Genomic DNA, 14,026 nt, shown 5'->3' on the forward strand with positions numbered 1-14,026 from the left:
GCCAGTTTTTTTATTTTCAAGAAAAAGTTGTTCCTTCGGTCTGTACAAACTACTCTATACTTTTCGATAGGTCAGGAAAAGGAGAGAGTAAAAATGAACCAAGAAAAACAGAAAGAACAAAGAAGCCGTACGCGAGTGGATAAGTCGTCAGAACAAACAAATCTTTTTTCGAAAGAAGGAGCTGAGACCATCGAAGCTAAAAGTGACAAAAATATGTATATGGTTTATGGGAAAGAAAAGGACATAAGAAGTTTTCTCGATAAGAATCCAGCCTGGAAAAAAGAACTTAGTGAAGGAGAGAAAAGAAATGTTCCTTTTACACCCTATACCTATGGTTATGATCTTAAGGTTGAAAATGAACGTTATAAAGATTCAGACGTTCTTATCAGAGAATTTCTATTTACAGGTTACTGGGTGGTTATAGAACCTGACAACAAAAAATTTATCTTATGGGATGACATCCATCCGATTATGACATCTCGCGAGGCATTTAAACCAGATAATCTTGCGAAAGGAGCAGATATAGATGCCTGCTTTGAAATGATCCTGTTAGAAGTCGCAAAAGAACGTTCGGATTTAAAGATCGTTATGTGTGACGATCATAGCATAGCAGATAAAGATGCAAAAATTGTTGACGGGCGTCGGACAGACTCGCTTGCTGCGGCTATCCGTTACATTTATCATACGCCAGAGCTTAGAGATAAAGTCTTTTTTTATGATGGTGACAAACAATTGGAAGTGCCATGGGAGAAAAATCCTAAGTTGTGGAAGTCCTGTTCCAGAGACTTTGGGATGGATCTAAGTCTAGTTGCTCCATTGACTCAGTCGAAAAGTTTACCTCAAGACAAGTCAGCTCAGCTACCTGACTTAGCTTCTCGTCATAACCAAAAATCTTTGACAGATTTCATAAATGGTGCCAAGACTAAGCAAGAAGACACACAGCAGCATAAAGAGTTGAAAGCACAGCGATCATTGGGAGGTGTAAGTTCAAAGATGAAACGCAGTGGAACAAAAAAAGATTCTCCATCAAAAGCAGGGCAACAAAGGATAGAACAACTCAAAAAGGATTCAGTGGGACATAGAGAAAGCCTATTATTAGATAGAAAACCAAATAATAAATTATCTCTACCGAGGTCAACGCAGCATTATGAAGTTTAACTTTAGTTATCGAAGAGACATAAAAAAAGATGGAGCTGTGACAAAAGTCTTGTCGTAGCTCCTTTTTTCGAATAAACGGTGTTCCAGTACCAACTTTTCGGAGATAAGCCTAATTTATGCCAAAATGTGAGAAGCCATTTTCACAAAATTTTTCTTATTGCGTTAAATCACGAAGAACATCAGTGATTCGATGATGCAACGTACCTACTTGGCCCTCAAAGCTGAACGGCACTGTCACAACCTCTCTATAAACAGTGTTCCCCTGCCAACTCCTCGGGCACAAGTCACAATATTCATCAAACATGAGAAGCTGTTTTTTGAAATTGTTCCTTATCGCTCAAGGTTGAACATCTCTTTCGCAACCTCTCCACTAAACGGTGTTCAAAAGCTTGCATCTGCGGTAATAAGCCCAACCAAACGAAAAATATGAAGAGCTATTTTTTTTGGTTGTTCTTATTACTTGATGCAGATCAGCTTTTTCACGACCTCTGATTCACGGTGTTCAAATTGCTGCTTTTCTGTTCAGTGTCCTGATTCCTTAAAGCAGAACGCAGTTGTCACAACCTCATCTCCTGATCGTATAAAAGCAACAAATCATCCACGCTCTTTATTCGATCACCAGCACGCCTTCTTTTAACGCAAATGGGTTTTTATCATTGATGTGGTCATAGAACATCACACCGTTGATATGATCGATCTCATGCTGAACGACGATCGATTCATAGTTTTTCAAACGGATCTTGTGCTTTTCACCGTTCATATCATAATAAGAGACAGTGATTTTTGCGTGACGCACCACATATCCTGGAACTTCACGATCGACAGACAGACAGCCTTCTCCTTCGCCCAAGCAGGCATCTTGGACAGAATGGCTCAAGATCTTCGGATTGTACATGACAGTACTCAATGTTGGCTCCTCAACTTCCGGATCAGCACTTGGCACATGTACAGCGATGATTCGTTTCGAGATGTCTAGTTGTGGCGCCGCTAAACCGACACCGCCTCGCAGATGCAGTTCTTCTGCTTTGATTGGGTCTTGACTGTTTTTCAGGAATTCAAGCATTTCTTTTCCCAGATTGATGTCTTCTTCGCTTAATGGAAGAGACACTTCTTTTGCTACTTCGCGTAATGTCGGATTACCTTCACGAATGATATCATCCATTGTGATCATGGAATATGTACCCCTTTCTTATGAGACTTTGTTTCAAGTCTATTTTCGCATTATAGTGTAACACAAAATCGAAAAAGTAGTAGTAGGATTGTTTGAAAACTAGATTTTCTTAATGATTATCCACTTGATTTCCAGTGGATTTTCAGGTAAAGTATACCTGTGTGCTCAAGGCATACAGCCTGTCACTTGGTTAAGCGAATCACCAACGTTTTACTCAGTCACAGGGGAATAATCGAAAGAGGTGGAAAAAATGGCAATTTCAAAAGAACGCAAAAATGAAATCATCAACGAATATGCTCGCCATGAAGGGGATACTGGTTCTCCAGAAGTACAAATCGCTGTATTAACTGAAGAAATCAACCACTTGAATGAACATGCACGCGTGCATAAAAAAGATCATCATTCATACCGCGGCCTAATGAAAAAAGTTGGTCACCGTCGTAACTTGTTAGCTTACTTACGTAAAACTGACGTACAACGTTACCGCGAATTGATCAAACGTCTAGGCTTGCGTCGTTAATTTTAGTAAAAAAGAGTGGGATTCACATGAATCTCACTTTTTTTACTCGTATATCAATCAACCAAATTTCCGTGATCAAGCTCGATGGACTCCTACTAACCAAATGAAAGCCGCTAACAGCGGAAAGTCAGCAGTTTTCATTTGTTTAGTAGCGTCTTGCTTTCACGTGAAGGAAAAGGAGAAGTTATGTCAGAAAAACAAGTATTCAAAACGACATGGGGCGGCCGTCCCTTACAAATCGAAGTCGGTCAATTAGCAAAACAAGCCAATGGAGCAGTACTGGTCCGTTATGGCGATACAGTGGTATTAAGTGCGGCTGTTGCCTCTAAGGAAGCAAAAGACACAGACTTTTTCCCATTGACGATCAATTATGAAGAAAAAATGTACGCAGCAGGAAAAATCCCTGGTGGATTCATCAAACGTGAAGGCCGTCCAAGTACAGAAGCAACATTGACAGCGCGCCTGATCGACCGTCCGATCCGTCCGATGTTCGCAGAAGGATTCCGTAATGAAGTCCAAGTAACGAATATCGTGATGAGCGTAGACACAGACTGTTCACCAGCAATGGCTGCAATGCTAGGCTCTTCACTTGCATTATCGATCTCAGATATCCCATTTGACGGGCCAATCGCAGGCGTAGAAGTCGGTCGTGTTGACGGCGAGTATGTCTTGAATCCTACAGTAGAACAAGCAGAACAAACAGATATCGAATTAACTGTTGCTGGGACGAAGCAAGCGATCAACATGGTTGAAAGCGGCGCGAAGGAAGTCTCAGAAGAAGACATGCTGGGCGCATTGCTCTTTGGGTTCGACGCAATCAAAGAACTAGTTGCATTCCAAGAAGAGATCGTTCAAGCAGTCGGCAAAGAAAAAATGGAAGTCTCTTTATTGCAAGTCGATGCAGAACTGAAAAAAGAGATCTTTGATGCTTCTTACGCTACCATGAAAGCAGCAGTCATGACCGAAGAAAAACTTGCTCGTGAAGACAATATCGAACAAGTGAAAATCGATATCCGTGAAGCATACGCTGAAAAATTTGCTGGTCACGAAGACGAAGATCATTTACTGAAAGAAGTAAAACAAATCACCGAAGATTTGGAAAAAGATGTGGTCCGCGAATTGATCACGATCGATAAAATCCGTCCAGATGGGCGTAAATTGGACGAGATCCGACCATTGTCTTCAGAAGTCGGCTTATTGCCAAGAGTTCACGGATCAGGACTATTCACTCGTGGACAGACTCAAGCATTATCTGCTTGTACATTAGCACCTTTAGGAGAACATCAAATTATCGATGGTCTGGGTGTAGAAGTAAGCAAACGATTCATCCACCATTACAATTTCCCTCAATTCTCTGTTGGTTCAACAGGACGCGCCGGATCTCCAGGACGTCGGGAAATCGGACACGGTGCATTAGGTGAGCGTGCCTTGGCACAAGTGATTCCTTCAGAAGAAGAATTCCCTTATACGATCCGTTTAGTGGCAGAAGTACTGGAATCGAATGGTTCATCTTCTCAAGCAAGTATCTGTGCCGGAACATTGGCATTGATGGATGCAGGTGTGCCGATCAAAGCACCAGTTGCCGGTATTGCTATGGGATTAGTCTCTGATGGCGAAAACTATACGATCTTAACTGATATCCAAGGCCTAGAGGATCATCTTGGCGACATGGACTTTAAAGTTGCTGGTACGAAAGATGGAATCACAGCTCTTCAAATGGATATCAAGATCCAAGGAATCACCGAACAAATCTTGACTGAAGCATTGACTCAAGCAAAACAAGCACGTATGGAAATCTTGGAAGAGCTGACATCAACGATCGCAGCTCCTCGTGAAGAATTGAGTCCTTACGCACCGAAAATCGAAATGATCCAGATCGAACCTGCCAAGATCAAAGATGTGATCGGTAAAGGGGGAGATACGATCAACGGGATCATCGAAGAAACAGGTGTGAAAATCGATATCGATCAAGATGGAAAAGTAAGTATTGCTTCAGCAGATGCAGAAATGATCAAAAAAGCAATCAAGATCATCGAAGATTTGACGAAGGAAATCAAAGTCGGCGAAGTATATCTAGGGAAAGTCGTTCGTATCGAAAAATTCGGTGCATTCGTCAACTTGATCAAAGGAAAAGACGGACTTGTCCATATCTCACAACTAGCGAACGAACGTGTGAACAAAGTAGAAGATGTTGTGAAGCTAGGCGATGAGATCCTTGTCAAAGTGACAGAAATCGACAAACAAGGTCGAGTAAACCTATCTAGAAAAGCAATGCTGAACGAAGATGGTTCAACAAAAAGTGAAACAAAATAAACAGTGATTCGTTCGATCCAGTAGAAGCAATAGCTTCTGCTGGATTTTTTTGTTTGGATACGTTGATGCAATTCTTTGGAGTACACCTGAATAAAGCGTAAAATGAAAAGAGAGGGATCAGCAAGGAGGGGAAAAAGATGCTTCATTTTTTATTCTCGTTGATTGTTGGAGGCGTGATTGGACTGATTGCCGGTCTGGTCTTAGGAAAAGAAGTACCGGGTGGTGTCACCGGCAACATCGCGATCGGTTTCTTAGGGAGCTGGCTAGGTGAGTTCATCCTTGGCGATCTAGGGCCGGAGATTGCAGGATTTTACTTGATACCTGCACTGTTAGGCGCCATTTCTTGTTTAGGTATCTATTCCTATGCCGCAAGGAGATTTCGAGAAAAATAGGTGCAAGAATTTAGTATTTAAAAGAGTTGACAGGTGCAGTAGTTACTTGGATAATAAGAAGCAATTTAGGGGAAAGACGGGAATCTTTGACACGGAAAAAAGCGTTTTTCCCCTAAATTTTATACAGAAAGGAAATGAGGGGGAAATTTGACTACGAAACACAATACCAAAAAAATCTCGATGGCTGGTCTTTTAGTAGCCATGGGTGTGGTTTACGGAGATATCGGGACAAGCCCGCTTTATGTGATGAAATCGATCGTGGAGGACAACGGCGGACTCAGAGGCATCAATCCTGACTTTGTGATCGGCTCTGTTTCATTGATTTTTTGGACGTTGACTTTATTGACCACGATCAAATATGTCGTCATTGCATTGAATGCCGACAATCATGGAGAAGGCGGGATCTTTTCGCTTTATACGCTTGTGCGAAAAGGCGGGAAATATTTGATCATCCCTGCCATGATCGGAGGAGCTGCATTACTCGCAGATGGCGTTTTGACACCAGCGGTCACAGTGACGACTGCGATCGAGGGTTTGCGTGGCATCCCGCAGTTTTTTGACCGATTCGGCAATAACCAGAACGTGATTGTGATCATTACTTTAGTTATTATCTTAGTGTTATTCATGGTCCAGCGTTTCGGGACAGAGATCGTCGGGAAAGCTTTCGGGCCGATCATGTTCGCGTGGTTCACTTTTTTGGGGGTCATGGGGCTAGTGAATTTCAGTCAAGACTGGACGGTGATCCGCGCGCTGAATCCTTATTATGCGGTACAATTGTTATTTAGCCCGGATAACAAATTAGGTTTGTTTATTTTGGGCAATATCTTCTTAGCCACCACAGGAGCAGAAGCACTGTATTCTGATTTGGGGCATGTCGGAAAACGGAATATACGTCTGAGCTGGCCCTATGTTAAAGCTTGCCTAGTCATCAATTATTTCGGACAAGCGGCTTGGTTGCTGAATGTGTATCAAAATCCGACTGTACAAGAAATGGAAAATCTCAATCCATTTTTCCAAATGATGCCAAAAGGCTGGATCGTGATTGGTGTCGCTTTTGCAACAGTGGCTGCGGTAATTGCTTCTCAAGCTTTGATCACTGGCTCATTTACGCTAGTCTCTGAAGCAATCAAATTGAAGTTGCTTCCTCGATTGAAAATCATGTATCCAGGAAACAGTATCGGACAGATGTATATCCCAGCGGTCAATCTGATCTTATGGATCGCTTGTTCGTTAGTGGTCGTAACGTTCAGGACTTCTCACCATATGGAAGCGGCTTATGGTCTATCCATTACAGTGACGATGCTGATGACGACGGCATTGCTTTACTTTTATCTTATCCAAAATGGGCATTCTCGTTGGTTTGCTTATATAGTGACAGCTTTCTTTGGCGCAGTCGAGGTGGTCTTTTTCATCTCCAGTGTCGTCAAATTCTTCCGTGGCGGTTTTGTTGCTGTACTGATCGGTCTGGTTATCTTAGCAGTCATGTTTATTTGGGAACAAGGAAATATCATCAGAGAATCAGTAGCAGAAGATGTCTCTTTGAAAGAATATATCCCTCAATTAGCTCAGTTGCGAGAAGATACGACCCTTCCTATCTATCAAACGAATGTCGTCTTTTTAGTTCCGGATATGGCGGATGGAAAAGTCGGCAGACAATTTGTCTATTCGATCTTGGACAAACGTCCTAAACGTGCCAAAGTTTACTGGTTTGTCCATGTAGAAGTCACGGACGAACCATATACGAAAGAATATCAGATCGATATGATGGATACCGATTTTGTCGTTCAAGTGAATTTGTTCTTAGGATTTCGCGTGCAGCAAGAGATCAATGTCTATATCCGTCAAATCATCCATGATTTGATGAAACAGGGACGGCTGCCCAAACAGTCACAAAAATATTCATTGACACCAGGACGTGAAATCGGGGACTTCCAGTTCGTTCTGATCGACGAAGTGGTTTCAAATGTGACAACGCTTGGCAAATGGAAACGTCAGATCATGCAGGCTAAACTAGCCATCAAAAAAATCGCTACGACGCCAGAGACTTGGTTTGGGTTAGAATACAGCGAAGTCAAACATGAAACCGTGCCTTTGCTGATCGGGGATACGAGGAAAACTTGGTTGAAAGAGAGGTTGTGATCCTGCCGTTTAACTCTGAGGCACAAGGAACGATTTCAACAAACAGCTTCTCATGTTTTCCATCTGTTTGGACTTAGTGCCGCAGATGCAAGCTTTTGAACACCGTATATCAGAGGTCATGAAAAAGCTGTTCTGCTTCTAGCAGCAAAACGATTCTTGGAAAAAGCACCCCGCTTTTTCGAACAACGAAGATCCTGATTCCAAGGAGCTGCGCCTGAAAAGAGGTCGCAGCTCTTTTTTTGTTTGAACGGCTAGTGCGCTTTATTCACGATTTTTTACAGAAAAAGGGTACAATAAAAGAGAAAAGGAAGGCGGGAAATTATGCTGTTGAATTTTGTGATTTTATTTTTGATGATTGCAATCACTTCATTTTTTGTAGCGAGTGAATTTGCATTGGTAAAAATACGGCGTTCGCGATTAGAACAGCTGGAAAAAGAAGAGGTGAAGAATGCCAAGCTTGCTCTTCATGTCACGCACCATCTGGATAACTATTTGTCTGCGAGCCAATTAGGAATCACTTTGACTGGACTGATCATCGGGTGGGTCGGCGAAGGATCCGTTGCTGCACTATTAGAACCAGTAATCGGTAAATTACCATTCAGCTCAGCAATCAGCGGGACGATTTCTGTAGCGCTTGGGTTTATTTTAGTGACTTATGTCGATGTGGTGATTGGTGAACTTCTGCCTAAAAGTTACAGTATCGTGAATACTGAAAAAGTCGTGCTGTTCGTTGTGAAACCTCTGCACTATTTCTATAAGCTGATGTTTCCTTTTATCTGGGTACTGAATCACTCAGCGGCTTCATTGGGAAAGCTTTTAGGCGTGCGCCTAGTTTCTGAAGGTGAAGAAACCTTGTCCCAAGAAGAGCTGACTTTAGTCGCATTGAATTCGTATGAAAAAGGGGAACTGACAAAAGAAGAGTATCATTATCTAGAAAATGTCTTCGAGTTCGATGATACTCTTGCTAAAGATATCCAAGTCGATCGTACTTCGATGCAAGTCTTTGAAGCATCAGATACCGTGAAAGAGGCGATTCAAGCATCGATCAAACAAGGACATACTCGTTACCCTGTGATTCTGGAATCGAAAGACAATATTCTGGGCTATGTGACTTTACCAGATTTGATCAAGCAGTCCTTTGTCGATGATCAGCTGACTGTCGAGCATTTGATCGAAGAACCGATCGTGACAGGGGAGACGATCCCAATCAAGAAATTATTGACGATCATGCGAAAAAAAGGAAAGCATATCGCAATTTTGAAAGATGAATATGGCGGTACAAGCGGGTTAGTGACGATCGAAGACATCTTAGAAGAAATCGTCGGTGAAATACGAGATGAAACAGATCTGGATGAAGCTTTGGTAGCTAAGCAGACAGATGGCAGTTACATTGTCTCAGGAAAATTGACCTTGGATGATTTTCAGCGTTATTTCGATGCGGAGATACCGGAATTTGAAGAGACGAATTTCACCACACTTGCCGGATTCATCTCTAGTCAGTATCGGGAAATAACTACAGGATCAGTCATTGAGATCGACCGCTTTCGTTTGACAGTCGTTGAGTACCAACATGCGCATATCGATTATTTCAAAGTAGAGATCTTGGCAGAAAAAGATCATAAAAAGAGGTCGTGAACCTACCGTTTATTCGAAAAAAGGAGCTACGACAAGACGTTTGTCATAGCTCCTTCATTATCTGCAAAACAATTTTTTCGGTAAAAAGGTAAATAATTTTCATACATCTCTTTCATTTTTTTCCAAAAGAAATTTCCTTTTATTTATAAGCTTTGTTATCTTGCTTCGATCTGCTCAAGCGTGTAATGCTGTTCTGCATCCAACTGCTTCAATTGTTTCATCGAACGCATATAAGAGTAAAGTAAGACAGCGACAGATCCAGCCCATGCAAGCGGAGAAGCAGCAGCGGCTCCTGTATAGCCCCACAAACCGGTCAAGATGATCGCGGCAAAGGAACGCATCAGCAATTCCATCATCCCGGCAATCGTCGGCACCTTGCTTTGTCCAAGACCTTGAAGCGTATAGCGCAAGATGAACAAGGCTGCTAAGATCCAGTAAAGGGAACCATTGATATTGAAATAAGTCTGTGCCAAATCAAATACTTTCGATTCTGTTGGGCTGACGAAAAGCTGGACGAATGAGTGTCCGAAGAAAATCACGACTGCACCCGCCAAAAGACTGAATCCGCCACTCATCAGTAGAGTTTGACGTACACCTTGCAAGATCCGGCCATATTCTTTTGCACCATAGTTTTGTGCCGTGAAAGTTGCCATTGCAATACCAAAGGACATCATCGGCTGTGTAGCAAATTGGTCGATACGACCAGCAGCAGCTTGTGCAGCAACGACATCGGTACCTAGACTATTCAAGGCAGCTTGGAGAACGATAGCACCTACTGCGATGATGGAAGATTGAAAAGCCATTGGCAAAGCGACATTTAGATGTACACGAAATTCTTCTTTTTCAAATTTGAAATCTTTTTTACGTAACTGCAGCAATGGGATTTTTTTCTTGATATAAAACAAGCAGAGCACGCTAGAAGAGATTTGCGCAATCACTGTAGCGAAAGCTGCTCCTTCAACGCCCATACCGAAGTAGAGAATAAAAATCAAATCCAGCACGACATTGATGATCACTGCGATAATCAAAAAGAATAACGGTGTGCGACTGTCGCCAAGCGCACGAATAACATTAGAAAGCAGATTGAAACTGACGGATGCAAAAATCCCTACCAAGATGATCGAGATAAAGGTTTGTGCCTGATCCAGGATTTCTGGAGGAGTTTGCATCAACTGAAGCATCGGACGAATAAATACAAGACTAAGGACAGTTAGAATCAAAGTGACAACAAGACTGATCAATACACTAGTGGCAAAACTTTTCTTTAAACCCCGATAGTCTTTCGCGCCATAACGCTGAGCAGTGATGATTGACAAACCAGCTGTTAACCCTTGGGCAAATCCAATGATGAGGAAGGTCAGACTTCCTGTAGATCCCACGGCAGCTAGCGCATTCTTCCCTAACGTCTGGCCCACGATGATCATGTCGACCATGTTGTAAAACTGCTGAAAAACATTTCCGATCAGTAAAGGAACAGTGAACATCAGAATCAGTTTAGCGGGGCTTCCTTTTGTTAAATCGCGCATCTTTTGAACTCCTTATTTCTTTAAAATTTAGTTAGTAGTATATAGTGTTTACCCTGAGAATACCAATTAGAAATTGATGATAACACATAAAAAGAAGCCAAGAATTGAATCAAAGAATCAACAACTTGGCCTTATATAAAAACAAAGGGTATCCATAGAAAGAAAGATTACCTTAGTACTGTTTGATCTCACTAGGCAAAAGGATCGTTTCTCGCGTGCCGTCATCGTAGGCGTACACTTGCGCAGGAAATTGAGTAGAATAGGTAAACGGCAGATCAATGGCCATCTCTACGCTGCTTCCTGCTTGAGAAAAATGCATCGTCACTTTTCCGTGATTATCAATCAGGTCAAAGGCTAAAATATTATCTAATGGAATAACTCCCTTAAGGTCTAAGTCAATAATAAACCAGATACTGTCGATCAACTCATCTGGCAAACTCGATACAACGCCAACTGAGGCATACCGGTTGCGACTGCTATCAAAACTTTCAAACATCTGTTTTTACCTCCTTCGTTTTACCGAATGTTTTTTTCCTGCGAATCATGTCATAGGATAAACTAAAATACTTACTTCAACGAGGGTTCATTCTAATAAAGAAATAGAAAAAATGCAACAATAATCGCATACTTTTTTTCAAATTATAAATTTTTATAAAGGTACGATAAAAAGTAAACGCAAGAACCGCATGACACCAATGTTTCAGCTTGTTCGTACGATAGAAGCATCGTTAGAAATCACTCGTCAAAAACAAAAAAGGCATGTCAAAATCAGCTGAATCTGCTTCTTTTGACACACCTCCTTAAGTGAAAGATTATTCTTCGGTTGAACCGATTACTTCTGGCTCGCTTCCTTCACCTGTACTTGCTTCTTCTTCGCTTTGAGCGACAACTGCAGCAATTTGTTCTTCGCTGTCTGTGACGATCGTATAGTCGCTGTTTTCTGGAAGATCCGCAACAGTGATGGAATCACCCAATTCCATGTTTGTGATATCTACTTCGATACGTTCAGGCAATTTGTCTGGCGTAGCGGAAACGATCACTGTATACAGGTTTTGAGCCAATACACCGCCGGATTTCACACCAGCAGATTCACCAACAAGAACAACTTCTGTTTCAACTTCTGTTTGTTCTGTCATATTCACGGATAAGAATTCAACATGTTCAAAATGCTTAGTGAAAGTGTTTGTTTGGACTTTGTGAACCAATGTGTTGACTTTTGTTCCGTCGATATCCATTGTGATAACTGTGTTTGCACCGTTGTCACGCAAGATTTTGCTAAGGATTTGTCCGTCAAATGAGATTGGTGTGCTTTCTACATTGTATCCATAAACGATAGCAGGGACCTTTCCTTCATGACGCAACTTGTTTCTTAACGAACGGGGACGTACTTCTCTTTTACTTACTTCTAATGATACTGACATAACCAAAATTCCTCCTTAAAATGTGACTGTCTGCTTTGGTGTCAGACAGATTTTTTTTAAGTGAATTTTCGATGGCTATTCTCTTGCACATTATTGGGCAGGGCGCTTAAAAAAACGCAAAAGGGCAGATTTGCGCATCTGCCCTTAGAAAGTCAGGATTCAACTTTTCTCCACCAGGTCATTACGCTGTGTATGAGAAATCCAATTCACTTTACTCTTTAACCCTAGCGCTAATTCCAGCTTAAGTCAAGGAATAACGATGGTATTCTTATTTTCAATAGAAGTGATTCGGGTTATAATTCTTTTAGTGTAGGAAAGGAACCAATGATGCGTTTAGATAAATTGATTGAAGAACGAATGAAAACCACTAGAAAAGAAATGAAGCGTCTCTTCGCCTCAAAGCAAGTCACAGTTGATGGCAAAGTAGAGTTTCAGCAGAATCGAAATGTCGACAGTCTGCTGCATGTGATCGAAGTAGCTGGCCAGCGTCTCGAAACGAATGAGTCTTATTTTCTTCTCAACAAACCGAAAAAATCAGTCACCGCTGTGAAAGATGGAGAAAAAATGACGGTGATCGATCTGATCGCTTCAGGAGACCGCCTGAAGCCGCTTTATCCTGTCGGACGTCTTGATCGGGATACCACAGGACTACTTTTGATTACTTCTAATGGGCAATTGGGTTATGAGATGCTGCTTCCAGAAAAAAAGGTCTCGAAAACCTATCAGGCCGTCATCAACGAGGAAGTGACGATGGAAGACGTCACTGCTTTTGACGAGGGAATCGTGTTCGAAGATGGCTATCGCTGCCGTCCTGCTGACCTGGAGATCCTTTGTGCAGGAAAAAAAGAAAGCCTCGTTTCACTGACGATCCAAGAAGGCAAATTCCATCAAGTCAAAAAAATGTTTCTTGCTCGAGGGAAAAAAGTGACCGCCTTGAAACGAACAGGGATGGGCCCCTTGCAGCTAGACGAACGTTTGGCTACCGGAGCGTACCGGTCATTGACGCTGACAGAATTGAAAAAACTGAAGAACTATTTCAAATAGGAGGGAAAAGATGAAGTATAAAACATTGTTGTTTGACGTAGATGATACATTACTAGATTTTCAAATAACCGAAGCAAAAGCCTTAAACGCCCTATTCGCTGAACAAGGGATCGATCTGACCCCAGAAGTAAAAACAAGCTACAAAGCGTTGAACCATCATTTATGGCGTGAATTCGAGAACGGGAAGATGACAAGAGAAGAAGTCACAGGAAGCAGATTCGGACGACTGTTCCAGCAGTTCGGTCAAACAGTGGATAGCTTGGAAATGGAGAAACGCTACCGTCATTACTTGAATCAGGGGCATGATCTGATTCCAGGAAGTCGTGAGCTATTAGAAACTTTAGCACCAGAAGCAGATCTGTATATCGTGACGAACGGGGTCTCACAGACACAGCACCAGCGCTTGACTGATTCCGGCTTGCTACCTTATTTCAAAGAGGTTTTCGTCTCAGAAGAGGTAGGAGCGCAAAAACCGATGAAAGAATTTTTTGATTACGTATTTGCCCGGATACCTGAGATAGAAAAAAGTAAGACCGTGATCATCGGAGATTCATTGACTTCTGACATCAAAGGCGGGAATTCAGCTGGGATAGACACTGTCTGGTTCAATAAAAACCAGTTGCCTGAGATATCGGAGATACAACCTACTTATCGTATCGATTCACTGAATGAGCTTCTTCGTGTTTTGGAAATCGAAAAAGACTAAT

12 protein-coding genes are annotated in these 14,026 nt (G+C 42.0%); 8 read left to right on the top strand and 4 right to left on the bottom strand.

From position 1 onward, the window contains the following. Window positions 1-93: 93 nt before the first annotated feature. Window positions 94-1,158, top strand: a complete 1,065-nt coding sequence (locus G7Y42_RS03815; RefSeq protein ID WP_165004172.1) for a hypothetical protein — start codon at window positions 94-96, stop codon at window positions 1,156-1,158. A 607-nt stretch (window positions 1,159-1,765) separates the two neighbouring features. On the opposite strand, the gene def is transcribed toward G7Y42_RS03815, so the two are convergent. Further along, the gene (gene def / locus G7Y42_RS03820; protein WP_165004175.1) at window positions 1,766-2,329 is read right to left on the bottom strand and encodes a peptide deformylase; all 564 of its coding nucleotides are present in this window, start codon (window positions 2,327-2,329) and stop codon (window positions 1,766-1,768) included. A 250-nt stretch (window positions 2,330-2,579) separates the two neighbouring features. Between def and rpsO the strand changes: the two genes are divergently transcribed. The 5 genes from rpsO (at window position 2,580) to G7Y42_RS03845 (ending at window position 9,328) form a co-directional block, all read left to right on the top strand. Further along, window positions 2,580-2,849 carry a 30S ribosomal protein S15 gene (rpsO, locus tag G7Y42_RS03825; protein WP_002289282.1) on the top strand — a complete coding sequence of 90 codons (270 nt, stop codon included), beginning with the start codon at window positions 2,580-2,582 and terminating at the stop codon, window positions 2,847-2,849. Between the two features lie 186 nt (window positions 2,850-3,035). Continuing rightward, window positions 3,036-5,162 carry a polyribonucleotide nucleotidyltransferase gene (gene pnp / locus G7Y42_RS03830; protein WP_165004177.1) on the top strand — a complete coding sequence of 709 codons (2,127 nt, stop codon included), beginning with the start codon at window positions 3,036-3,038 and terminating at the stop codon, window positions 5,160-5,162. Window positions 5,163-5,299: 137 nt separating this feature from the next. Then, on the top strand, window positions 5,300-5,554 hold the full coding sequence (locus tag G7Y42_RS03835) for a GlsB/YeaQ/YmgE family stress response membrane protein (RefSeq protein WP_165004180.1): 255 nt from the start codon (window positions 5,300-5,302) through the stop codon (window positions 5,552-5,554). 147 nt (window positions 5,555-5,701) lie between these two features. Beyond that, window positions 5,702-7,693, top strand: a complete 1,992-nt coding sequence (locus G7Y42_RS03840; protein ID WP_165004182.1) for a KUP/HAK/KT family potassium transporter — start codon at window positions 5,702-5,704, stop codon at window positions 7,691-7,693. Window positions 7,694-8,014: 321 nt separating this feature from the next. Beyond that, window positions 8,015-9,328, top strand: a complete 1,314-nt coding sequence (locus G7Y42_RS03845) for a hemolysin family protein (RefSeq protein ID WP_165004185.1) — start codon at window positions 8,015-8,017, stop codon at window positions 9,326-9,328. 155 nt (window positions 9,329-9,483) lie between these two features. On the opposite strand, the gene G7Y42_RS03850 is transcribed toward G7Y42_RS03845, so the two are convergent. From G7Y42_RS03850 to G7Y42_RS03860, 3 genes are all read right to left on the bottom strand, one after another. Then, window positions 9,484-10,854 carry an MATE family efflux transporter gene (locus G7Y42_RS03850; RefSeq protein ID WP_165004188.1) on the bottom strand — a complete coding sequence of 457 codons (1,371 nt, stop codon included), beginning with the start codon at window positions 10,852-10,854 and terminating at the stop codon, window positions 9,484-9,486. Window positions 10,855-11,026: 172 nt separating this feature from the next. Then, window positions 11,027-11,350 (bottom strand): DUF960 domain-containing protein, encoded by a 324-nt coding sequence (locus tag G7Y42_RS03855; RefSeq protein WP_165004190.1) that lies wholly within the window; start codon window positions 11,348-11,350, stop codon window positions 11,027-11,029. Window positions 11,351-11,666: 316 nt separating this feature from the next. Then, window positions 11,667-12,275: a 50S ribosomal protein L25/general stress protein Ctc gene (locus tag G7Y42_RS03860; protein WP_165004193.1), complete on the bottom strand. Its 609-nt coding sequence runs from the start codon at window positions 12,273-12,275 to the stop codon at window positions 11,667-11,669. A 327-nt stretch (window positions 12,276-12,602) separates the two neighbouring features. On the opposite strand from G7Y42_RS03860, the gene G7Y42_RS03865 reads away from it, so the two are divergent. Next, window positions 12,603-13,319, top strand: a complete 717-nt coding sequence (locus G7Y42_RS03865; RefSeq protein WP_165004494.1) for a 16S rRNA pseudouridine(516) synthase — start codon at window positions 12,603-12,605, stop codon at window positions 13,317-13,319. Window positions 13,320-13,329: 10 nt separating this feature from the next. Then, on the top strand, window positions 13,330-14,025 hold the full coding sequence (locus G7Y42_RS03870) for a YjjG family noncanonical pyrimidine nucleotidase (protein WP_165004196.1): 696 nt from the start codon (window positions 13,330-13,332) through the stop codon (window positions 14,023-14,025). Window position 14,026 lies beyond the last annotated feature (1 nt).

This window comes from Enterococcus sp. ZJ1622 (assembly GCF_011038845.1).
GTDB lineage: Bacteria > Bacillota > Bacilli > Lactobacillales > Enterococcaceae > Enterococcus_B.

Excerpts from the sequence above, each read along its gene's own strand:
- G7Y42_RS03845 (WP_165004185.1), top strand. The coding sequence starts at position 8,015 with ATGCTGTTGAATTTTGTGATTTTATTTTTGATGATTGCAATCACTTCA.
- G7Y42_RS03870 (WP_165004196.1), top strand. The coding sequence starts at position 13,330 with ATGAAGTATAAAACATTGTTGTTTGACGTAGATGATACATTACTAGAT.
- G7Y42_RS03860 (WP_165004193.1), bottom strand. The coding sequence starts at position 12,275 with ATGTCAGTATCATTAGAAGTAAGTAAAAGAGAAGTACGTCCCCGTTCG.
- rpsO (WP_002289282.1), top strand. The coding sequence starts at position 2,580 with ATGGCAATTTCAAAAGAACGCAAAAATGAAATCATCAACGAATATGCT.
- pnp (WP_165004177.1), top strand. The coding sequence starts at position 3,036 with ATGTCAGAAAAACAAGTATTCAAAACGACATGGGGCGGCCGTCCCTTA.
- G7Y42_RS03835 (WP_165004180.1), top strand. The coding sequence starts at position 5,300 with ATGCTTCATTTTTTATTCTCGTTGATTGTTGGAGGCGTGATTGGACTG.
- G7Y42_RS03855 (WP_165004190.1), bottom strand. The coding sequence starts at position 11,350 with ATGTTTGAAAGTTTTGATAGCAGTCGCAACCGGTATGCCTCAGTTGGC.
- G7Y42_RS03815 (WP_165004172.1), top strand. The coding sequence starts at position 94 with ATGAACCAAGAAAAACAGAAAGAACAAAGAAGCCGTACGCGAGTGGAT.
- G7Y42_RS03850 (WP_165004188.1), bottom strand. The coding sequence starts at position 10,854 with ATGCGCGATTTAACAAAAGGAAGCCCCGCTAAACTGATTCTGATGTTC.
- def (WP_165004175.1), bottom strand. The coding sequence starts at position 2,329 with ATGATCACAATGGATGATATCATTCGTGAAGGTAATCCGACATTACGC.
- G7Y42_RS03865 (WP_165004494.1), top strand. The coding sequence starts at position 12,603 with ATGCGTTTAGATAAATTGATTGAAGAACGAATGAAAACCACTAGAAAA.